The sequence below is a fragment of the Candidatus Firestonebacteria bacterium RIFOXYD2_FULL_39_29 genome (assembly GCA_001778375.1).
GTDB lineage: Bacteria > Oederibacteriota > D2-FULL-39-29 > D2-FULL-39-29 > D2-FULL-39-29 > D2-FULL-39-29.
Genome location: MFGV01000082.1, coordinates 75681 through 96295, shown reverse-complemented (window position 1 = coordinate 96295; position 20615 = coordinate 75681). Strand labels below are relative to the sequence as shown.

Genomic DNA, 20615 nt, shown 5'->3' with positions numbered 1-20615 from the left:
AGTAATTTAATTGCGACACAGTCTGAATTACTAGTGACTAATGATATATTTTGCTCAAGTACTCAAGATCAAAACAAGCTATGCTTATTTAATGTAAGGCGAAAAAAGAGACTTCGCCATAATTTAACAAAGATATAACACAATAAATAGTCAGTAGTCATTAGTCAATAGTACTTGCTCTTCTTATTCCGAGAACCAGATACTTCCTTCACCAAATGTATCTTCAACATACTTCACCAGCTCGGAAGTAGGGGATACTTTTATCGGAGTTTCCAGAATATCTTCAATTTCTTCTGAATTTTTATAAAAACGCAAAAATACCTGACAAGTTCCCTTTCCATTATATTTTGCAAGGTTTCTTCTGAGTCCATCAAGAGTTGAATCTTCAAGTCCCAGCGTAAGTATTTTTATATGCGCTTTTTTATAAAGTCTTTCTTGTGCTTCCGAAAGAAGAATAATATCCTCAGCGAGAATTTTGGGTGTTCCCTTATCTTCGGCGTTTTCAGAGTTTGAATCTTCAAAATCAACCTTCCCTTTAACAATTATCAGAGTTTCTTCGGCAATTTTGTTGTTTACCCTTTCAAAGAGCTTAGGAAAGATGACTACCTCAACGATACCGCCAAGATCCTCTAATGTCATAATTGCCATTCTTTCATTTCGCTTGGTGGTTTTAAGGTCAAGCCGGCTGATTATCCCGCCTAAAGTCGCAGTATTTCCCTCTTTAACATCTTTCAAACTTAACGTGGTATTGGAAGCAAAACGTTTTATTTGTTCTTCGTATTTTACAAGAGGATGCCCCGAAAGATAAATACCGAGTAATTGTTTTTCAAAATTTAAAAGACGGTCCTCAGGATATTCATCAGCAGGGTATACCCTCTGTGTTTGTTCCGTCAAATTTTCAAAAAGGAAGTCCTGTCCGGTTTCCTTTACCTGCTGATTGGCCTGAGCTGAAGAAACGGCCTCGTCCGCCATTCTCGCCATCTGCAATCGCTTTAAGCCGAAACAGTCAAAAGCCCCGCTTTGGATTAAACTTTCAATTACTTCTTTGTTCGCGATCCGGAGATCCACGCGGTTGCAAAAATCTTGAAGGGATTTAAACGGGCCGTTTGCTTCCCTCTCCTTAATAAACATCTCTGTTGCCGCGGCTCCCACATTTTTTATCGCAGAAAGCGCAAAAAATATTTTATTATCATGCACTGAGAATTTTGTATCGCATAGGTTAATACAGGGCGGCTGGAGAACAAACCCGCTTTTACGTATCTCATCCACATAAATACCGATTTTCTCGGCGCTGTTGATTTCGGATGACAACAGCGCTGCGTAATATTCCAGCGGGTAATTTGCTTTAAGATATGCGGTCTGATATGAGACTATTGCATATGATGCCGAGTGTGATTTATTAAAACCATAACCTGCAAACTTTGCAATCTCATTAAATATTTTTTCAGCTTTAGCTTCCGTTAATTTTTTTGCAACAGCACCTTTTACAAATAATAAACGCTGTTTTTCCATTGCCTCCGGATCTTTTTTCGACATAGCCTTACGGAGAATATCCGCCTGCGCCATAGTAAATCCTGCAAGTTTTACGGTAGACTGCATTACCTGTTCCTGGTACAACATAATACCGTAGGTTTCTTTTAAAATATCTTCAAGGTCGGGATGTTCATATTTTATAGGGATCTGTCCGTGTTTTCTTTTTACAAACTCATCAATCCACTCCATAGGTCCCGGACGGTACAAAGCGATAAGGGCAATAATATCATATATTGTTTGAGGCTTCATCTTTCGCAGTAAATCTTTCATCCCCGCGCTTTCCAATTGAAATATTCCCGCTGATTTTGCTTCGCATAGGATCTGAAAGGATTTAGGATCGTCAAGCGGCAGATTATTGGGATTTATGATAATCCCGCGTTCTTTTTTTATGTTAATAATACAGTCTTTAATCACAGTCAGAGTTTTCAAACCTAAAAAGTCCATCTTTAAAAGTCCGATTTTTTCAACACAATTTTTCTCAAATTGGGTAATTATTTCCTCTTCCCCCGGCTCTTTGTATAATGGGACATAGTTAACCAGTGCTGTTCTGGAAATCACGACACCGGCAGCATGCGTCGAGACATCGCTTTTTAAACCCTCTATATCGTTGGCATACTGTAAAAGATTTCTTATATTTTCATCCCTCTTCATCCATTCATCAATCTCTTTTATTTTTTTTACAATCTCCATAAACGGAGGTTCATCTTTACCCTCTTCTACGTTTACCTTTGAAGGAATCATCTTGGTCAATTTATTGACATCCTGGAAAGGAATATTAAGAACTCTTCCGACAGCCTTGACGGCAGCCTTTCGTTTCAGCGTCATAAAAGTTATTATCTGTGAGACATTATCTTTGCCGTATTTATTGGTGACATATTTTATTAGTTCATCCCTCCTTGTGTCTTCAAAATCAATATCTATATCAGGGGGACTTACTCTTTCCGGGTTTAAGAACCTCTCAAAAAATAAACTATATTTCAAAGGGTCTGTTTCAGTAATAGAAAGACAATATGCAACTATGGAGCCTGCGACCGACCCCCTGCCGGCACCTACATAAATACCGTTATCTTTTGCATATTTAATAAAATCCCAGACAATAAGGAAGTAGCCGGCGAAATTAAGACGTTTAATTACTTCCAGTTCATAATTAGTCCTGTCCACAATAGCTTTTGACGGATTATCTCCGTAACGTTTTTTCATACCCTCTATCGTAAGATGATCAAAGTAACTTTCCAAAGTGAAACTCTCAGGCACTTCGTAGTTAGGCAGGATTAGTTTTACTTTTTCTTCCATATTAAAACTGCATTTTTCTGTTATCTCCAGGGTGTTTTTTAAGGACTCGGGAACAAATTCGAAAACCTTACGCATTTCTTCTTCGCTTTTCATGTAAAATTCATTGCTTGGAAAACGCATACGGTCAATGTCAGAAAAATTTCTTTTTGTTTGAATACAAAGAAGGATATCGTGAAGTTTTGAATGCACTTTTTCAATATAATGACAATCATTTGTGGCAACGACCGGTAAGTTTAATTCTTTTGAAAATTTTAACAACTCTTCGTTAGCTTTATACTGATCTTCTATTTTATGATCTTGAAGTTCGAGATAATAATTACCCTCGCCAAAAAGTTCTTTATAATATTTTGCAGCTTCCCGTGCTTCATCTACTTTTCCTTTAATTATCAAATTTGGAACTTCACCTTTTAAACAGGCTGAGAGACAGATAAGTCCTTTTGCGTGCGCTGCCAATAAATCTTTATCTATTCTTGGTTTGTAGTAAAAACCCTCCAAATATCCGGCGGATACAAGTTTTACAAGATTTCTATAACCTTCTTCATCTTTGCAAAGAAGCATTAAATGATAATAATTTTCACCGTGTTTACCGCTTTTCTCAAAACGGGAGCCGGGAGCAATATAAACTTCACAGCCTATAATAGGCTTTACTCCTGCTTTCATTGCTGCAAAGAAAAAATCTACAGCACCAAACATATTCCCGTGATCGGAAATTGCCAGAGCGGGCATTTTCATCTTTGCGGCAGCTTGAAGCATTGGCTTAATTTTTGAGGCACCATCAAGCAGGCTGTATTCGGTGTGATTGTGTAGGTGCACAAATCCGGAGTGTTTCATTACTTCCCGCTTTTCTTATTATCCTGCCGCGGGTTATCGTGAACAGAATGATGACCAACATTGCTTTTAATCCCGATTGCTTTCATTTCAGCTTCAGTTTTTATTTTTCCTTTTTCACAGGCTGTTAAAAATGCGACTACTACCTCAGGATCGAATTGAGTACCCGAGCACTTTTTAATTTCATCTATAGCAAAATCCTTTGGAAGCCCTTTACGATAAGGACGATCAGAGGTCATGGCATCAAAAGTATCAGCAACGCCTATTATCCTGCCATCAATGGAAATCTCTGTATTTTTAAGCTTATTAGGATAACCTTTTCCGTCCCATCTTTCCTGATGATGGAGAATTCCGGGTATTATGTACTTGAATTGCTTTATAGGCATCATAATATCCGCCCCCATCTGAGGATGTTTTTTTATTTCTTCATATTCCGCATCCGTAAGTTTGCCCGGTTTTTGCAAAATGGCTTCGTTAACGCCAATCTTTCCGATATCATGGAACAGGGCAGCCCATCGAATCCGTTCTTTTTCTTCAGGAGTCAAAGAGAGTTCACTGGCAATAGCCATACTGTAATTTTCTATGCGATCAATATGCCCGCCGGTATAAGAATCTTTTGATTCTATAGCCCTTGCCAGAGTCATGATCGTATCAAGGAAGAGCTCCTGAAATTCTTTATGAACAACAGCATTATCAATTGCCACAGCTGATTGATCTGACAGCGCTTCCAAAAGTTCAAGTTCATACGGCAAAAAAGATGTTCCGTCAAACTTGTTCAGTACCTCTATAACACCTATTATTTTTCCTTTTACACGAAGCGGAACAGCTACAATTGATTTTGTTTGAAATTTTGATTTTTCATCCACCGTGTGATAGAAACGCGCATCTTTTGAAACATCAGGAACCAACAAGGATTGGCCTGTTCTTGCGACCCAGCCCGCAATTCCCTCTGACATCGGTATTCTTATAGTATTTGATATATTGTTCTTAGATTTACCGGTAACTACCTCAAAATATAACTCCTGTTTCTCCTGATCTATAAGAAATATAGTACTGGTCTCTGCGCGAAGCAATTTTGCAGCAGCTTCCATTATTTCGTTTAGAAGTTTATTTAAATCTAAAGTAGAGTTTATGATTGTGGAAACAGAAATTAAAGTAGAAAGCTCTTCAATTTTTCTCTTGGAATCTTCAACTAGCTGGGCATTTTGAATGATAAGACAGATTTGTCCGGCTAATGATTCTAAAAGATCAAGATCCTCTTTGATAAAGCGTTTTCTTGGCATTTTATTCATAAGTTCAATAACGCCAATAACCTTACTGCTGATTCTTAATGGGACGCAAATAACATTTTCTATGGGATATTTGATTGTCTCAGAAACATCTTTTTTGAAAATGTCGCTTTTTGAAACATCCGGAACCACTAAGGATTTGCCGGATTGAGCTACAAAACCTACAATACCCTCGCCTAATGCAAATTTATATTTTTTTACCTGATCACCTTTGTCCCCTTTTGCCACTTTAAATTCTAAAAGACCTGTATCTGCGTTTAAAAGAAGAAGCGAGCCCGCCTCCACCTTCATAGTCTTAATAATAAGGTCCATAATGCTATCCAGCAGTTTATCAAGCTTAAAAGAGGAAGAAGTAATCTTACCGATTGACTGGAAGATAGAAATCTTCAGGTCTTGAATCGCAATAAGACTGCTAAGCGCGGAAATTTGCTCGCCAAGCTCCTTGTTGTTTTTCTTGTACTCTTCTATGCTTTCCTTTTCTGCCATCTAAACACCCTTTCTTAAGGATTTTATGAACCTGACAACTTTTTTAACAGCATTCTTCTTAATGTTGTCTTTTATTACTTTAATTACAGCGCTTCCGATTATTACTCCGTCGGCGCTCTTTAAAAAATGTTTTGCCTGAGCATTATTTGATATACCAAAACCTACGGCTAAAGGCAGATTTGTTATTTTTCTGACCTTAGAAATATATTTTCCTATATTTGGAATGTTTTTCCTTTGTCCTGTTATACCTTTAACGGAAACACAATAAAGAAATCCGGAGCTAAGCGAAGCTGCAAGCCGTATTCTCTTTTCTGTGCTATTTGGAGAAACAAGAAAAACCATTGATAATCCATTTGCTTTTGCTAACTTTGAAAAAACACAGCTTTCTTCAGGTATCAAATCCGGTATAATTATACCATCAATTCCATTAGTTTTGCAACTTGTAACGAATTTGATCAGACCATGCTTTAAAAAGCTGTTATAATAGCCCATGAGCACGACTGCTGCGTTAATTTTACCCCTAAGCTCCTTTGTTAGCTTTAGAATCTTCTTAAGTGTTACTCCTCTTTGAAGGGCAAAGAAGCCGGATTCCTGAATGGTAGGTCCGTCTGCGACAGGATCAGAAAAAGGTACACCGATTTCGATAACATCGACCCCGGCTTTATCCAGAGCAATTATTAACTCTTTCGTCGTCTTTAAATCAGGGAAACCACCGGTAATGTAAACGATAAAAGAACTCTTCTTATCATTTTGATTGACAAGCATATTTTTAACTAATTTATTAGAGTAACCTGCCGACATCTTTATCGCCTCTCCCGGAAAGATTGATTATCAAAAGATCTGTTTTCTTGAATCTTTTGATATGTTTAATAACGTATGCTACAGCATGACTTGATTCCAAGGCCGGAATAATCCCTTCTATTTTTGATAGTAAATCATAGGCTTTTAAAGCATCCTTATCCATAATTGGAGAATACTCAGCCCGCCCTATATCTTTATAATAACTATGTTCAGGACCAACCGCCGGATAATCCAAACCGGCTGCAATTGAATGGGTATTCAAAACCTGTCCATCCTTATCCTGCAAAAGATAGGTATACGACCCATGCAAAGAACCTGGTGTACCTGCACTTATACTTGCAGAGTTCATAGTTGGCTTCATACTCCTACCACCCGCCTCAACCCCAATAAATCTTACTTTTTTATCATTAAAAAACGGATGAAATATTCCGATAGCATTGCTCCCGCCGCCGACGCAAGCAATAATGTAATTTGGAAGCCGTCCTTCTTTAACGATAATTTGTCTTCTTGCCTCCTCTCCTATCACCTTTTGGAAATATCTGACCATTAAAGGGTAAGGATGCGGACCCGCCACCGTTCCAAGCATATAATAAGTATTATCAACATTTGAAACCCAGTTTCTCATCGCTTCATTTAAGGCATCTTTTAGTGTTTTTGTCCCGGATTCTACCGGAATTACATTAGTTCCTAGAAGCTTCATCCTATAAACATTAAGCGCCTGACGTTTACAATCCTCAGAACCCATAAAAACATCGCATTTTAGCCCAAATCTTGCCGCGACTGTAGCTGTCGCAACCCCATGTTGCCCCGCTCCAGTCTCAGCTATAATACGCTTTTTATCCATTCTAAGAGCCATTAAGGCCTGTCCGATACAGTTATTGATCTTGTGGGAGCCGGTATGGGTCATATCCTCTCTTTTTAGGTAAATCTTTGGACCACGCATATACTCTGTCAGTTTTTCCGCATAGTAAAGCTCTGTAGGCCTGCCGGCAAACTCAGAAAGAAAGCGTTTTAGCTCAGCTTTAAAATTCTTATCCTTGATTGCTTTGAAAAATTCCTTTTTAAGCTCCTCCAAAGCTGGCATGAGTGTTTCAGGAACAAAAGTCCCGCCATATTTTCCAAAATACCCGTTCTTATCCGGCATCATATTGTCTGACCTTCCGTATGAAATCTATAAGCTTCTTCTTATCTTTTTTTCCCGGCTTACTTTCTACCCCGCTTGAAACATCCACGCCATACGGCTCAACCTTTTTTAAGGCCTCAAGTATATTTAACGGCGTTAAGCCTCCGGAAAGTATTAACGGTTTTCCATATTTTTTTGCAAGAAGAGCTAGTTTCCAGTCAAATGTTTTACCTGTCCCGCCCTTTTTTCCCTTTACAAAGGAATCCAATAAATACGCTGAGACAAAACTGTAAGCTGAGAGCATTTTTATATCGGAATCATCCCTTACCCTGATACCTTTTATCACTGTAAGCGGAGCTAAGGAAGCGCAAAATTCCGGAATTTCCTCACCGTGCAACTGCACCGAGGTAAGACCGGCTTCTTTAGCTATTTTTGTTATATGAGAGGGTACTTCATTAACAAAAACTCCGACTTTATCTATAAAAGGCGGAAGTTTTTCGATAATTTTTCGAACCTGTTCAGGTTTTATCTGCCGGGAACTCTTTGCAAATACAAAACCAACAGCATTTGCCCCTAAATCAGAGGCAAAAAGAGCATCTTCCAGGTTTGTTATGCCACAAATCTTAATTTTTATCATAAGGTTATTTTATCATAAAAATGAAGGAATTTGAAGGAAAGAAATATTTTGCGGGACAGGTTTTGCAGTAAATTAATGATATTTCACAAAATAAGGGCGGCTTTCACCGCCCTTCCTGAAGATAGAATTACTTTTTAACAACACCAAGAGGCCAAATCACTTTACCGTAAACTTCATTCAATACTTGAGCAAGACCTGCATAGATAGCTGAGAAACCGCAGAATATCCCTTCATATCCGGCCAGGGTAAGAACAGCTTTGTCCCCTGTAAAGTTATAGTAAGCTAAAAGTCCGTAAAGTACGACAAGAGAACCAAATACAGTCTGCAAAGCTCTGTTAATCTTCAAAGTACCTATAAATAAAACAAAAGTAAAGAGACCCCACATAGTTAAGTAGGCTGTGAATGCCCGGTCTGAACCGGGGCCGAGTATCCCGGGAACAAGCTTTGGCATTACTATAAGCCCTGCCAGAGTTAACCAGAATGAACCATAGCTGATAAATGCCGTCGTTGCGAAAGTATTTCCTTTTTTCCACTCCATTATGCCTGCAATTATCTGAGCTATCCCGCCATAAAATATCCCCATTGCAAGGATCATACTATCCATCGGATAAAACCCGGCATTATGAATATTCAAAAGCACAGTCGTCATTCCAAACCCCATCAACCCCAGAGGCGCCGGATTCGCCGTTCCCGCTACTGCTACTGCCTTTTTATCAGCCATTTAACATTCTCCTTTAATTAAATTTAACTTGAGTATAATATCAGAATATTTTCATTTTCGCAAGAAAATTCATTATATTACTATTATAAATAATATCTTTTCGAGATCTTAGACTTTTATGGACTATATTTGAAGTGTGTGACTTGACAACTTTCATTTACTGCAGCTTATTCTGAAAATCATCTTTTACGGTTTTTCTATTTTTAACAATACTGTTTTCGATGTCGTTATACCATAAACCATCTATATAAAATATGTTCTCGTACACAAACCACTGAGTCTGCTTTTGAGAAAATATTATCAAATTGTTTGTTTTTTTGTACCAAACAGCAACTTCACTTATTGAAGATTTCTCTTTAAATATTTTTGGAAGTACAACACCGTATTTATTGCATAAAAGTTCAAACGCTCTTATTTTTTCATCACTCGGGAAGCTTATTCCTCTTAACTTATTATCGTAAAAGTAAAAATTAAGTTTAAGGGTTTGAGAACTACGCCCTTCTTTTTTATATTTATTTTCATAATCATTCCAGGATGCTGAATCCGAATCAGGTATTAAAAATTGCATTGCGTAGTTAACCTGCGGAGCCAAATCACCATATCCCGCTCCCAAATCTTTTACTTTCTTTTTGACTTGCGCAATAGTCTCACCCCATCTAAATTCTTTATAGCCGTTTCCAAAGCTCAAATTCTCCTTTGCATTTGAAATAATATTGTTTTTACCATCCGGTTTCTTGCCCATTCCAATATTAAACACACTAAACGTTAAAAGAATGAGCAATGTTATATTTATCTTATTCATTTTTGTATTAAACATTTCCACATCGCATTTTGGCTCCGCAGCTCATAATATACTATTACTATATCATCGTTCAGCACAAATACATATGTTCTATTTCGTGTTATTGTTAACTTTTATCAATATTATATTTTATTGATTTTTTATCCGGCTCTTAAATAAGTACACCTTCCTTGTAATATGACTCATCTCTTAGCATGCCTTTGTCGGTGAAATCTTTACTTTTCCGTCTAATTTGCATTTTTCTAATTACTTTCTGATCGGAGTTTACTGTTTTTCAGAAATCAAACCTATCTACGCCAATTATATAAGACAATGAATGTTATACAAATAATAATTATTATAATGTATATATTGTCTACAAGTTCTTTAACTTTCTTCTTTGGAAGCACTTTTTCCGGTTCAACCTCCGGCGCTTTTTCCCAACCTTTAATATCCTCAGGATTAACCTTTTCAGCTTTTAACCCTTTAATTATTTCTCTCGCATGCTCCATTTGAGACGTTGGAACCAGCAGATGATGTTCGCTGGTAAGGCCAATGTTATTAAAATTACCGTAATATTTAGGAGAATTAACAATAGATTCTATTCCGTTCTTCTTTAGAACACTGTTATAAAACAGAAGATCAAACTCATTATTCTCCGTAATAAGAATTTCAAATTTTTCATTAAGGTAAGGTATTTCTTCTTCTTTTTCCTTTGGCTTCTCCGGCAGCTTATCAACAAGAGGAATATCGCAATCACTGCACTTTACGATACCTTCATTATATTCAGCTTCATATTTTGGACAAAAAGGCATATACCATCCTATCGTTCAACGAACAAAATAATATAATTATTCTAAATATATTTTCAAAACTGCGATTATTGTAAATATAAATATTATTCCAAGAAGCAGATAGCCTGCCAATTTCAGTTGAAAATTGTCAGAAAATGATAAATCACGTATCAGATCCTTATATTCAGAAAAAGAACTAGAAGTATTTTTTTTACTGACTTTCCTGCTTATTTTTCTATTTTCAAACTTCTTCATCTCTCTCATTTTCTCCATTTAATCCTGTAAATATTGCCTCTTTTCAAGTTCTTAGACTTTTACAGACATTATGGACCTTATAGACGTTATGGACTTTCTCTTATTTCCACCTGTTTCGGATTATACAGTATTATCTCAGGTTTATTTTTATATTTTTCCAGAAAGCCTGTCACCCTTACTTTTTGGTTTAAATAGTATTTCTCGGGCAGGTCAGGAAAGATGTCATAATATTTTTCAAAAAGCACTAATGTTAGCTTCGTTTGGAAGTTTTTGTAGAATTTAAAAATAACGAGTTTTTTCCCGGCAGAAGCTTTTGTTATTTCCCCGTCAAATATAACAAACTCGCCGTAATGTTTTTCAAAATCCTCAGGGGTTACAAAATTATATTTCCCTGCCTCGCTCTGTTCTTTTAACTCATCATACTTGAATTTCAGCGGTTTAAAAGAAGAGTAAATTCCTGCAGCCAGCGCCGCAGCAACAAGAATTCTTAACCCGTATTTTACCCAGGTCTTATTCACTTTGTATTGCCGCTTTTATCTTTAATATTCCAGAGACCTTTGCGTTCTTTAATAGCTTGTTTCTGATACTTAATAAAATCCTGTTTCAATCTGAAGTCATATTTAGTGTAAACATAGGCAAAACCGCCTTTTAAAAGCTCTGCATTTAAAAGTTTTCCCTCAACATAAACATAAGCAACAAACCTTCCGTGAACATCCTTTTTATTTTGCTCTTCGAATTCAACTTCACAGTCTTTACCTTCCGCAAATCTTTTTGAAAACTCCGAGGCTTCCTTTCCAAATCTTTGAACCGGCAAAGTCGGATGGTTTGTTTCCGGAGAGTCTACACCTATTAGTCTTATAGTTCTTCCGTCTTGAAGGAGCAGGGTATCCCCGTCAAATACTTTAGCTATCTTTGCTTTTTCCCTGGCAGATATTAGATTTTCTTCGGCAGAGGTTACGCTAAATATCAGGAATAATGATAAAAAAACAATTAAGTTTATTTTAGCCATAAGAGTTCTTTAATCTTTTCTGGAATATTTTTACTGCGCATTAACGTTTCGCCGATAAGTACGGCATTTACCCCCAGTTTTTTAAGGTATAAGGTATCTTCTCTTGTTTTAATACCGCTTTCGCTGACCACAATCTTGCCCTCAGGAATGTACTTAATAAGCGCTCCGGTTGTCTTTAGATCCACCTTAAAGGTATTTAAATCACGATTATTTATTCCGATTATATCAGCTCCGCTCTTCAAGGCTGAACGGATCTCTTCTTTCGAATGAACTTCAACCAGAGTATAAAGTTTGAGTTTTTTTGCCGTCTGTACGTATTTTTTCAAAATCTCCGGCTTTAAAATTGCACAAATAAGAAGTACAGCGTCAGCTCCGTAAAGTTTTGATCCGTAAAGCTGATATTCATCTATTATAAAATCCTTTCTAAGAATTGGCACTTTAATATTTTTTCTTACAATCTTAAGATACTCGTTAGCGCCTTTAAAATAGTTACGTTCGGTCAGGACTGAAACCGCATCAACTCCGGCCTTTCTGTATTCTCTTGCTATTTTTTCGGGATTAAAATTCTTAACTAATTCACCTTTTGAAGGCGAGGCCCTTTTAATCTCTGCGATAAGTGTCATACGGTTCTTTGAGATCGCTTTCTTAAAATCCCGGGCAGGTTGTATTTTCCCTATCTGTTCAATAACAAAAGACAACGGGAAGAGTTTTTTATACATCTCCACTTCCCGCCGTTTGTCGGACACTATTTTTTTTAGTATACTATGCATAGACAACCTTTAAAAGACGTTACGGGTTCAAAATCAATGTATTATATATAATAACACCTAAATGTAAAGCCCGTAACTCGCGACCCGCTACTCGCCACCTTCTTTTACCTTCTTTCACCTTCTATTCGTAAAATTCTTTAACTCTTCCAATTTTTTGAGAGCGGCTTTTGAATCAATTGCTTGCCTGGCTATTTCTACGCCTTGCGCCATATCAGAAGCCTTCCCTCCGACTATAAGCGCGGCGGCAGCGTTAATAAGCACCATATCTTTCTGTGCTCCTTCTACGCCATTCAGGACATCGTAGGTAATCTTTATGTTATCCGAAAGAGACCCTCCCTTTAATTCTGAAGCAGCGCGGAGTTTAAACTTTAAATCTCCCGGAGAAATGTAATAGGTATCAACTTTCCCGTCTTTAAGTTCCGCCACAAAAGTGTCCGTCGTTAGAGTTATCTCATCCAGACCATCCATACCGTGGACGACCATTGCTTTCTCGTGACCGAGCGCTTTAAGCACTTCAACCATCGGTTCTGCAAGAAGCCTGTTGTAAACCCCTACCACCTGGGCTTTTACCCTTGCAGGATTCGAAAGAGGCCCCAGTATGTTAAATATCGTTCTAAATCCGAGTTCTTTCCTGACAGGCGCTACATGTTTCATTGAAGTGTGCATTAAAGGAGCAAAAAGGAATGCAAACCCTACTTCGTCCAGGCAATAACCCAGTTTATCCGCAGGGAGTTCAATTTTTATTCCAAGTCCCTCTAAGAGGTCCGCGCTGCCGCATCTGCTGGAAACTGCCCTATTACCGTGTTTGGCAACCGGAACTCCCGCTGCCGCTACAACTATAGACGCTATTGTGGAAATATTAAAAGTATCACTTTTATCTCCGCCTGTACCGCACATATCAATAGCGTTTTTGTGTTTTGTCCTGATTAAAATCGCGTTTTTTCTCATAACCTGAGCAGAACCCGTGATTTCGTCAACCGCTTCGCCTTTCATTCTAAGCGCTGTCAAGTAAGCGGCAATATGCATATGATTGGCATGCCCGCTCATTATTTCTTCCATCACCTTCGCCGCGTCATTAACGGAAAGATGATGCTTTTCTATTAGTTGTGCCAGGGATTCTTTTATCATTTTTTTACACCTTTAGGAAATTTTTTAGTAAAGCTTTTCCCGATTTTGTCAGTATAGATTCAGGATGGAACTGAATTCCATGAATATTATACTTTTTATGTTTTAAGCCCATTATTTCTTTTTCTTTGGTTTGGGCGGTAATTTCCAGGCAAGCAGGCAAAGTTTCTCTTTTAACAATAAGCGAATGGTATCTGGTACCCTCAAACGGATTTGGCAATCCTTTGAAGACGCCCTTGTTATTATGGTAAATCGCGGATGTTTTTCCGTGCATAAGGCGCTTGGCGCGCACCACTTCTCCTCCAAAGACGTGGCCAATGCACTGGTGCCCGAGACAGACACCGAGTATGGGTACTTTTCCTGCAAAGTGAAGAATTATTTCATTGCTCAAACCGGCTTCCCTCGGGGATTTAGGTCCCGGGGAAATAACAATACGTTCCGGTTTCAGTCTTTCTATTTCTTTTATCGTTATCTTGTCATTCCTGAAGACCACGAGTTTTTCCCCGAGTTCTCCAAGGTACTGTACAAGATTATAAGTAAAGGAATCGTAATTGTCTATCATAAGTATCATATTACAGCCCTCTCTTGGTCAGGTTAATGGCCGATATAACAGCTTTTGCTTTATTCATGCTTTCTTCGTATTCTAAAACAGGGTTTGAGTCGGCAACAATTCCCGCTCCGGCTTGCACGTGCAGCTTGTTATCCGCGATGACAAGCGTGCGGATAGTTATGCAGGAGTCAAAATTACCGGAAAAACCAAAATACCCGATAAGCCCGCCGTAAGGTCCTCTCCTGACCTTTTCCACTTCATCAATAATTTCCATAGCCCGGATCTTCGGAGCCCCGCTTAAAGTGCCTGCAGGAAAACAAGCCCTGATCACATCAAAAGCATCTTTACCTATTTGGAGTTTTCCGACCACATTTGAAACAATATGTAAGACATGAGAGTATTTTTCTATAATCATGAACTCATTTACATTTACCGTGTGATATTTACAAACCCTGCCCAGATCATTTCTTGCCAGGTCAACCAGCATTACATGCTCTGCTTTTTCTTTTTCATCTTTTAAAAGCTCCGCGACAAGTTTTTCATCTTCCGCAGCATTTGCTCCGCGTTTTCTTGTACCGGCTATCGGTCTTGTCGTGACTGCGCCATCTTCAACCTTTACAAACAATTCCGGAGAAGCTCCGACAATCTTGAACTCCTTGAACTTCAGATAATACATATACGGTGAAGGATTAATAATCCTCAACGTCCGGTAAAGATTAAGAGCATCTACGTTTTTAATATCCGCAGATAAACGCTGGGAAGGGACCATCTGAATAATATCACCGGCTTTAATGTAATCTTTCGCCTTAAGCACGCTTTCGCAGTATTCCTTCTTGGTCATGTTCGACTTAAGCTCTGAAATATTTCCGCCGGCTGCTTTTATATCCCGGGCATCATCCTTTAACGGCTTTTTCAGTTTAGAAATTACAGCGGAGATCCTTTTCGCGGCATTTCTATAATTAGCGGTCAGGTTACCTTCAGACGAAACATTTGAAACTATCTTAATAGTGTGCTTTACATGGTCAAAGATAACCAGAGTGCTTGCGATGAGCATGTAGATATCCGGTGAGTTTATCTCGTCCGCGTTCTTATCAGGAAGTTTTTCAAAGTACCTGACCATGTCGTAACTAATAAAACCCACGGCACCGCCTGTAAAAGGAGGAAGTCCCGGGGTTTTAGCTACTTTAAACTTTCCGAGCTCATTTTTTAATTCAAACAGAGCGTCTTTTGAAGAAGTATACTTAAATGATTTACCGCTCTTTATAACTTCAACGTTATTATTTCTTGACCTGAATATCTTTTCCGGGTTCGAACCGATAAAGGAATATCTTGCTATTCTTTCCCCGCCTTCCACGCTTTCCAAAAGGAACGAATAAGGACTTTCAAGTTTTTTAAACGCGGAAACAGGGGTTTCAAGATCAGCAAATATTTCAGCATAAACAGGAACGAGACAGCCTTTCTTTGCCTTCTTTTTGAACTCTTTAAAAGTTAAATTCAAATTCATTTTTTGTAAACCTTCTTCGGGTCGAATATAGGTTTGCCACATATTTTCAGCTTACCATTGTTATATTTAGAGTAAAAACAACTCCTGTGACCGGTATGACAAGCCGCCCCGCCTACCTGCTCTACTTTCACAAGAACCGTGTCGAGATCACAATCAAGATATATCCCTTTTAGCCTTTGGATGTTTCCGGAAGATTCACCTTTACACCAAAGCTTCTGACGGCTCCTGCTATAGAAGTGGACTTTTTTTGTCTTTACAGTAAGTTTAAAAGACTCATCATTCATATAAGCAAGCATTAATACTTCCCCTGTCTTATGATCCTGTACGATAGTAGGAATAAGACCGTCTTGATTAAATTTCAATTTAAGCGCTTTACTGGGCATAATGTTACTCCTTTAAGTTGTTAAGAGAAATTACAAAGTACTAATGACTATTGACTATTTATTGTAAGCGGGGAAAAAGATCCCGCTATATCTACACAAACACTGTCTTTAATAAATATTGGTGGGCGTATTTTCCACCTTCATAAAATAGTCATTAGTCACTAGTCATTGGTACTTTTCTTTATATTCTAACCAATACTCCGTTTCGCTTCAGTTGCTTCTTTACCGTTGCTACCGTGTGCGTTTTATAATGGAAAATGCTTGCGGCCAGTACCGCGTCGGCTTTGCCTTTTTTCAGGACTTCCACCATATGTTTTACATTACCGGCGCCGCCTGAGGCTATTACCGGAATGTTTACGGCTTCACTGACGGCTTTTGTCAGAGGAATATCATAACCTTTTTTTGTTCCGTCCGCATCCATGCTGGTCAGAAGTATTTCTCCCGCACCAAAAGCTGTCATTTTTTTTGCCCATTTTACGGCATCTATACCTGTGGCATTCCTTCCACCGTGAGTATAAACTTCCCATTTATTTTTGCCCCTGCGTTTTGCATCTATTGCGACCACTATACACTGGCTCCCGAATATTTTAGACGCTTTTTTAATGAGTCCGGGATTTAGCACTGCAGCCGTATTTATGGATACTTTATCCGCTCCTGCTTTTAAAAGCGCTCTTATATCCTCTATCCTGTTGATACCGCCGCCTACTGTTAATGGAATGAATATCTTTGAAGCAGTTTTTCTTACAACATCAATTATAGTTTTCCTTTTTTCGTGAGAAGCTGTGATATCAAGAAAAACCAGTTCATCCCCTCCCTGTCTGTCATACTCAAGAGCAGCCTTGACGGGGTCACCGGCTTTTACAAGATTTAAGAATTTTATTCCTTTTACTACTTCTCCATTTTTTACGTCAAGACAAGGAATAATTCTTTTTGCTAAATAATTCTTTTTCACTTACGGCCTTTTTTTTGTTTTTTAGTCTTTTTGGTGAGCCTGCGAGCTTCCGGCCTGTATTCTTTTGCAAGTTTTATTGCCGCTTTAAGGTCAACTTTTCCGGTGTATAAAGCTTTTCCGATTATCATCCCGGTTACACCGTATTTTTCCATAGCAAGAAGATGTTCTACATCTTCAATTCCGGCAATTCCTCCGGTAGCTATTACCCCGATTTTAACGGCATTTGCGATTTCTTTAATTGATTTAAAATTGGGACCGCAAAGCATCCCGTCCTTTTCTATATCAGTATATATTATCTCTTTTATACCTACTTCCTGAACTTCTTTTGCAATGGCAAGGGCTCTTTTATTTGTAATTTCTTTCCAGCCTTTTACCGCTACCATACCGCGTTTCGCATCTATACCTACAACAATACGGTCTTTATATTTAGCATAAGCCTCTTTAAGAAAATCCAGCGAAGCTACTACGGCAGAAGTACCAAGAATCGCCCTTTCAACTCCGCCGTCAAAAACCTTCTCCAAGGTTTCCATATCTCGAATACCTCCTCCCATTTGAACAGGGATCTTCACAGCTCTTACAATTTTAAATATTGTTGCGAGGTTCTTAGGTGTTCCCGTTATTGCCCCGTCGATATCAACAAGATGAATCATTTTTGCACCGTTCAACTGCCAGAGCTTAGCAACTGAAACAGGCTGCTCGGAGTAAACGGTTTCATCCCTTACATTCCCTTGAGCTAACCTTATACATCTGCCTTTTCTTACGTCTATTGCGGGTATTATGAGCATTTTGTCAACTCCACGAAGTTCTTAAGTATTTTTAAGCCAACCTTCTGGCTTTTTTCCGGATGAAACTGCGAGGCAAAAACATTATCAAAGCACACAGACGAAGCGAACTTTACTCCATAAACTGTCTCCGTGCAAACAAGATTCTTGTCTTCAGGCACTCCAAAATAGGAGTGTACAAAATAAACAAAAGAACCTTCTTTAAGCCCTTTCATCATCGGGGATTTCTGTTTAATAAATATTTTGTTCCAGCCTATTTGAGGAACTTTTAAATTTATTTTAGCGGGGAACTTTTTAACTGTCCCTTTTATTACGTCAAATCCTTCAAAACAGCCGTTTTCTTCACTTTTCGTAAAAAGTAATTGCAAACCAAGGCAGATACCGAGGAACGGTTTCCCGGCAGTTATATTTTCTTTTATAACCTTACTTATACCTTGCTTGTTAAGGTGCTTTACCGCATCTTCAAAAGCACCGACACCTGGTAAAACTATGGCATCAGCGTTATTGATAATTGATTTACTTGCTGTTACCCTCACATCAGGATAAACGGAAGCAAGCGCTTTAGAGACACTCATTAAATTACCCATTCCGTAATCCACGACAGCAATATACTTCTTTTTCACTAGAGGACACCTTTTGTTGAAGGAATACCTTTTGTCCCATGCTTTACCGCATCTTTCAAAGCGCGCCCAAATGATTTAAAAGCGCTTTCCACAAGGTGATGCGGATTTTTCCCGCAAACTGTATGTATATGCACCGTTGCGGAAGCACTTCCTGCAAAAGCCTTAAAAAATTCCTCGACTGTATCCTCGTCAATATCCCCGACTTTCTTTTTATTCAGAGGTAAATCATAAACCAGAAATGGCCTGCCTGAAAAATCCAGAGAAACAGAAACCTGAGCTTCATCCATAGGGCAGGAGGCAAAACCGTAACGGTTAATTCCTTTTTTATCTGCCAGCGCTTCGTTGAAAGATTCACCAAGAGCAATACCGACATCTTCTATCAAATGGTGATAATCCGGAATTTTATCCCCGGCAGCTTTAAGTTCAAGATTCAAACCCCCATGTTTTGCTATGTGCGTAAGCATATGATCAAAAAAAACAATACCGGTATCAATTTTATACTTACCTTCTCCGTCAAGACAAAGGTCGAGAGAGATGTTGGTCTCTTTTGTAACCCGCTTATACTTCTTTGTTCGTTTTTTCATTATAGCTCCTCACTAAATATTTACAATTGACAATTCAGACTGTGTCGCAATGTAGTTGCCTGATTCATCAGGCGCAATAGGTACGCTCGATGAATCGAGCAACTACAACCTATTGTGGTACGTCAGATCGAAAATGTAATTGCGACACAGTCTGAATTTACAATTTATTGAACCCGCCAAAAAGTGCGTTTGGCGGAATCTTTTCTCCGCCCACCTTAAATTGTCAATCGTCAATTGTAAATCGTAAATGTCGGTATTTACTATAATCTTTTAGTCACACTATTCGCGTGCGCTTCCAGTCCTTCTGCCATAGCCATAGTTTTCAAATTAACTGCAAGCTTAGCTATTCCCTTCTTGCTTACTTCAACAGTACTTTGTCTTTTCGTAAAATCATAGACACCAAGCGGAGAAGAAAACCTTGAAGAGCCGTTAGTAGGCAGTACATGATTTGTCCCCGCGATATAATCTCCCAATGCCACCGGACTATTTGATCCAAGGAAAACCGCTCCAGCATTTGTGTATTTTTTTGCATCTATCACAGCTTTATTAGCAATCAGTTCAAGATGTTCCGGCGCTACAAGATTACTGATCTCTACCGCATCCTTCAGCTTATCGACAATCACAATGAAAGATTTCTTAAGCGCTTCCGCTATTATATTTTTACGAATACGAAATTCTCTTTCTTTAAACAAAGAAAACATAACCTTTCCTGCAAATATCATTGAATCAGTAACAAGTATGCTCCTGGCCTCTTCATCATGTTCTGCCTGCGCAAGCATATCTGCTGCGACATAATCAGCATTGTCTCCGTTACCGGCAACTATTAATACTTCTGAAGGACCTGCCAAACTGTCAATTCCAACTTTTCCAAAAACCAACTGTTTTGCCGCGGATACATACGCATTTCCCGGACCTGTAATTTTATCCACAGGTTTAACCGTGTCTGTTCCATAAGCCATTGCAGCTATAGCTTGAGCGCCTCCAATTTTATATATCTCCGTAACTCCGCATATTTTAGCTGCTGCAAGAATTACAGGATTTACCTTGCCGTTAATTGCAGGAGTGCACATTACAATACGGGAAACTCCCGCTATCTTCGCAGGAATAACATTCATAAGTACGGAAGAAGGATATACCGCCTTCCCTCCCGGAATATAAATTCCGGCTGATGCCAAAGGAAGGACTTTCATCCCCAATTTGCCGTAAGAAGTTCTAATTTTAAATCCTTTGTCCAACTGTTTCAGATGATACTTTTCTATATTTGATTTTGCGATTTTTAAGGCAGAGATCAAATTTTTTGATGTCTTTTTAAAAGCATTATTAATTTCAGTTTCTTTTACTCTAATATTATTCTTATTAGCCTTAAATTTATCAAATTTCCTGGAATAGTAAAAGATGGCTTTATCTCCGCCTTTTCTAACCTCTTCTATTATTTTCATAGCCGTTTTTAAGGCAGATTTATTACCGGATTCAGCACCTTTAATATACTTTTCCAGCGCTTTTCTCTCGATTATGTCATAATAACGAAATATTTTCAATTTGGCCTCTGAAGTCTGATTTTAACATATAACAGGTGAGATTTCAAATGGATTTAATGGGAATATTGTGAATTCAATAAAATCAATTTTATTGCTTTTTGAGAAAGACTTTTGAGAATAGAACAATAGACCGTCCGCCTAGGGCGGATTCCGCCAAATTCCCATATTACGAAAATTTGGCGGGCCCGAGAGGACTCGAACCTCCTACCTACTGCTTAGAAGGCAGTTGCTCTATCCAGGTGAGCTACGGGCCC

21 protein-coding genes and 1 tRNA gene are annotated in these 20615 nt (G+C 38.4%); all 22 read right to left on the bottom strand.

Features of this window, described 5'->3' with window-relative positions; all coding sequences use genetic code 11:
* Nucleotides 1–183 precede the first annotated feature (183 nt).
* Entirely contained in the window at nt 184–3657 is a 3474-nt protein-coding gene (locus tag A2536_09705) for a DNA polymerase III subunit alpha (protein OGF44807.1), read from the bottom strand.
* Nucleotides 3657–5429: a hypothetical protein gene (locus tag A2536_09700; protein OGF44806.1), complete on the bottom strand. Its 1773-nt coding sequence runs from the start codon at nt 5427–5429 to the stop codon at nt 3657–3659. Before A2536_09700 ends, A2536_09705 begins: the two co-directional genes overlap by 1 nt.
* Nucleotides 5430–6194: a tryptophan synthase subunit alpha gene (locus A2536_09695; GenBank protein OGF44811.1), complete on the bottom strand. Its 765-nt coding sequence runs from the start codon at nt 6192–6194 to the stop codon at nt 5430–5432.
* A 16-nt stretch (nt 6195–6210) separates the two neighbouring features.
* Nucleotides 6211–7377: a tryptophan synthase subunit beta gene (locus tag A2536_09690; GenBank protein ID OGF44805.1), complete on the bottom strand. Its 1167-nt coding sequence runs from the start codon at nt 7375–7377 to the stop codon at nt 6211–6213.
* Nucleotides 7364–7990, bottom strand: a complete 627-nt coding sequence (locus A2536_09685; GenBank protein ID OGF44804.1) for a hypothetical protein — start codon at nt 7988–7990, stop codon at nt 7364–7366. Before A2536_09685 ends, A2536_09690 begins: the two co-directional genes overlap by 14 nt.
* Before the next feature lie 127 nt (nt 7991–8117).
* On the bottom strand, nt 8118–8711 hold the full coding sequence (locus A2536_09680) for a hypothetical protein (GenBank protein OGF44803.1): 594 nt from the start codon (nt 8709–8711) through the stop codon (nt 8118–8120).
* 157 nt (nt 8712–8868) lie between these two features.
* Nucleotides 8869–9528 carry a hypothetical protein gene (locus A2536_09675; protein OGF44802.1) on the bottom strand — a complete coding sequence of 220 codons (660 nt, stop codon included), beginning with the start codon at nt 9526–9528 and terminating at the stop codon, nt 8869–8871.
* A gap of 272 nt (nt 9529–9800) precedes the next feature.
* The gene (locus A2536_09670; GenBank protein ID OGF44801.1) at nt 9801–10307 is read right to left on the bottom strand and encodes a hypothetical protein; all 507 of its coding nucleotides are present in this window, start codon (nt 10305–10307) and stop codon (nt 9801–9803) included.
* Nucleotides 10308–10343: 36 nt separating this feature from the next.
* Nucleotides 10344–10550 (bottom strand): hypothetical protein, encoded by a 207-nt coding sequence (locus tag A2536_09665; GenBank protein OGF44800.1) that lies wholly within the window; start codon nt 10548–10550, stop codon nt 10344–10346.
* Between the two features lie 77 nt (nt 10551–10627).
* Nucleotides 10628–11059 (bottom strand): hypothetical protein, encoded by a 432-nt coding sequence (locus A2536_09660; GenBank protein OGF44799.1) that lies wholly within the window; start codon nt 11057–11059, stop codon nt 10628–10630.
* Nucleotides 11056–11550, bottom strand: coding sequence for a hypothetical protein (locus A2536_09655; protein OGF44798.1), 495 nt, complete (start codon nt 11548–11550; stop codon nt 11056–11058). Before A2536_09655 ends, A2536_09660 begins: the two co-directional genes overlap by 4 nt.
* Nucleotides 11538–12320 carry a hypothetical protein gene (locus tag A2536_09650; GenBank protein ID OGF44797.1) on the bottom strand — a complete coding sequence of 261 codons (783 nt, stop codon included), beginning with the start codon at nt 12318–12320 and terminating at the stop codon, nt 11538–11540. The genes A2536_09655 and A2536_09650 overlap by 13 nt, the downstream gene beginning before the upstream one ends.
* Before the next feature lie 114 nt (nt 12321–12434).
* Nucleotides 12435–13448, bottom strand: coding sequence for an anthranilate phosphoribosyltransferase (locus tag A2536_09645; protein OGF44796.1), 1014 nt, complete (start codon nt 13446–13448; stop codon nt 12435–12437).
* A 4-nt stretch (nt 13449–13452) separates the two neighbouring features.
* Entirely contained in the window at nt 13453–14016 is a 564-nt protein-coding gene (locus A2536_09640) for an anthranilate/aminodeoxychorismate synthase component II (protein OGF44795.1), read from the bottom strand.
* 1 nt (nt 14017) lies between these two features.
* Nucleotides 14018–15499 carry an anthranilate synthase component I gene (locus A2536_09635; GenBank protein ID OGF44794.1) on the bottom strand — a complete coding sequence of 494 codons (1482 nt, stop codon included), beginning with the start codon at nt 15497–15499 and terminating at the stop codon, nt 14018–14020.
* Complete coding sequence (locus A2536_09630) at nt 15496–15882, bottom strand: phosphoribosyl-AMP cyclohydrolase (protein OGF44793.1); 387 nt, start codon at nt 15880–15882, stop codon at nt 15496–15498. Before A2536_09630 ends, A2536_09635 begins: the two co-directional genes overlap by 4 nt.
* A gap of 181 nt (nt 15883–16063) precedes the next feature.
* The gene (locus A2536_09625; protein ID OGF44792.1) at nt 16064–16834 is read right to left on the bottom strand and encodes an imidazole glycerol phosphate synthase subunit HisF; all 771 of its coding nucleotides are present in this window, start codon (nt 16832–16834) and stop codon (nt 16064–16066) included.
* The gene (locus A2536_09620) at nt 16831–17619 is read right to left on the bottom strand and encodes a 1-(5-phosphoribosyl)-5-[(5-phosphoribosylamino)methylideneamino]imidazole-4-carboxamide isomerase (GenBank protein ID OGF44791.1); all 789 of its coding nucleotides are present in this window, start codon (nt 17617–17619) and stop codon (nt 16831–16833) included. The genes A2536_09625 and A2536_09620 overlap by 4 nt, the downstream gene beginning before the upstream one ends.
* Complete coding sequence (locus A2536_09615) at nt 17610–18203, bottom strand: imidazole glycerol phosphate synthase, glutamine amidotransferase subunit (GenBank protein ID OGF44810.1); 594 nt, start codon at nt 18201–18203, stop codon at nt 17610–17612. The genes A2536_09620 and A2536_09615 overlap by 10 nt, the downstream gene beginning before the upstream one ends.
* Before the next feature lie 35 nt (nt 18204–18238).
* On the bottom strand, nt 18239–18823 hold the full coding sequence (locus tag A2536_09610) for an imidazoleglycerol-phosphate dehydratase (protein ID OGF44790.1): 585 nt from the start codon (nt 18821–18823) through the stop codon (nt 18239–18241).
* A gap of 260 nt (nt 18824–19083) precedes the next feature.
* A complete protein-coding gene (locus A2536_09605) occupies nt 19084–20361 on the bottom strand; it encodes a histidinol dehydrogenase (GenBank protein ID OGF44789.1) in 1278 nt (425 codons plus the stop codon).
* Nucleotides 20362–20538: 177 nt separating this feature from the next.
* Nucleotides 20539–20615, bottom strand: a tRNA-Arg gene (locus tag A2536_09600).

Excerpts from the sequence above, each read along its gene's own strand:
- A2536_09705 (OGF44807.1), bottom strand. The coding sequence starts at position 3,657 with ATGAAACACTCCGGATTTGTGCACCTACACAATCACACCGAATACAGC.
- A2536_09700 (OGF44806.1), bottom strand. The coding sequence starts at position 5,429 with ATGGCAGAAAAGGAAAGCATAGAAGAGTACAAGAAAAACAACAAGGAG.
- A2536_09695 (OGF44811.1), bottom strand. The coding sequence starts at position 6,194 with ATGCTTGTCAATCAAAATGATAAGAAGAGTTCTTTTATCGTTTACATT.
- A2536_09690 (OGF44805.1), bottom strand. The coding sequence starts at position 7,377 with ATGATGCCGGATAAGAACGGGTATTTTGGAAAATATGGCGGGACTTTT.
- A2536_09685 (OGF44804.1), bottom strand. The coding sequence starts at position 7,990 with ATGATAAAAATTAAGATTTGTGGCATAACAAACCTGGAAGATGCTCTT.
- A2536_09680 (OGF44803.1), bottom strand. The coding sequence starts at position 8,711 with ATGGCTGATAAAAAGGCAGTAGCAGTAGCGGGAACGGCGAATCCGGCG.
- A2536_09675 (OGF44802.1), bottom strand. The coding sequence starts at position 9,528 with ATGTTTAATACAAAAATGAATAAGATAAATATAACATTGCTCATTCTT.
- A2536_09670 (OGF44801.1), bottom strand. The coding sequence starts at position 10,307 with ATGCCTTTTTGTCCAAAATATGAAGCTGAATATAATGAAGGTATCGTA.
- A2536_09665 (OGF44800.1), bottom strand. The coding sequence starts at position 10,550 with ATGAGAGAGATGAAGAAGTTTGAAAATAGAAAAATAAGCAGGAAAGTC.
- A2536_09655 (OGF44798.1), bottom strand. The coding sequence starts at position 11,550 with ATGGCTAAAATAAACTTAATTGTTTTTTTATCATTATTCCTGATATTT.
- A2536_09650 (OGF44797.1), bottom strand. The coding sequence starts at position 12,320 with ATGCATAGTATACTAAAAAAAATAGTGTCCGACAAACGGCGGGAAGTG.
- A2536_09645 (OGF44796.1), bottom strand. The coding sequence starts at position 13,448 with ATGATAAAAGAATCCCTGGCACAACTAATAGAAAAGCATCATCTTTCC.
- A2536_09640 (OGF44795.1), bottom strand. The coding sequence starts at position 14,016 with ATGATACTTATGATAGACAATTACGATTCCTTTACTTATAATCTTGTA.
- A2536_09635 (OGF44794.1), bottom strand. The coding sequence starts at position 15,499 with ATGAATTTGAATTTAACTTTTAAAGAGTTCAAAAAGAAGGCAAAGAAA.
- A2536_09630 (OGF44793.1), bottom strand. The coding sequence starts at position 15,882 with ATGCCCAGTAAAGCGCTTAAATTGAAATTTAATCAAGACGGTCTTATT.
- A2536_09620 (OGF44791.1), bottom strand. The coding sequence starts at position 17,619 with ATGCTCATAATACCCGCAATAGACGTAAGAAAAGGCAGATGTATAAGG.
- A2536_09615 (OGF44810.1), bottom strand. The coding sequence starts at position 18,203 with ATGGGTAATTTAATGAGTGTCTCTAAAGCGCTTGCTTCCGTTTATCCT.
- A2536_09610 (OGF44790.1), bottom strand. The coding sequence starts at position 18,823 with ATGAAAAAACGAACAAAGAAGTATAAGCGGGTTACAAAAGAGACCAAC.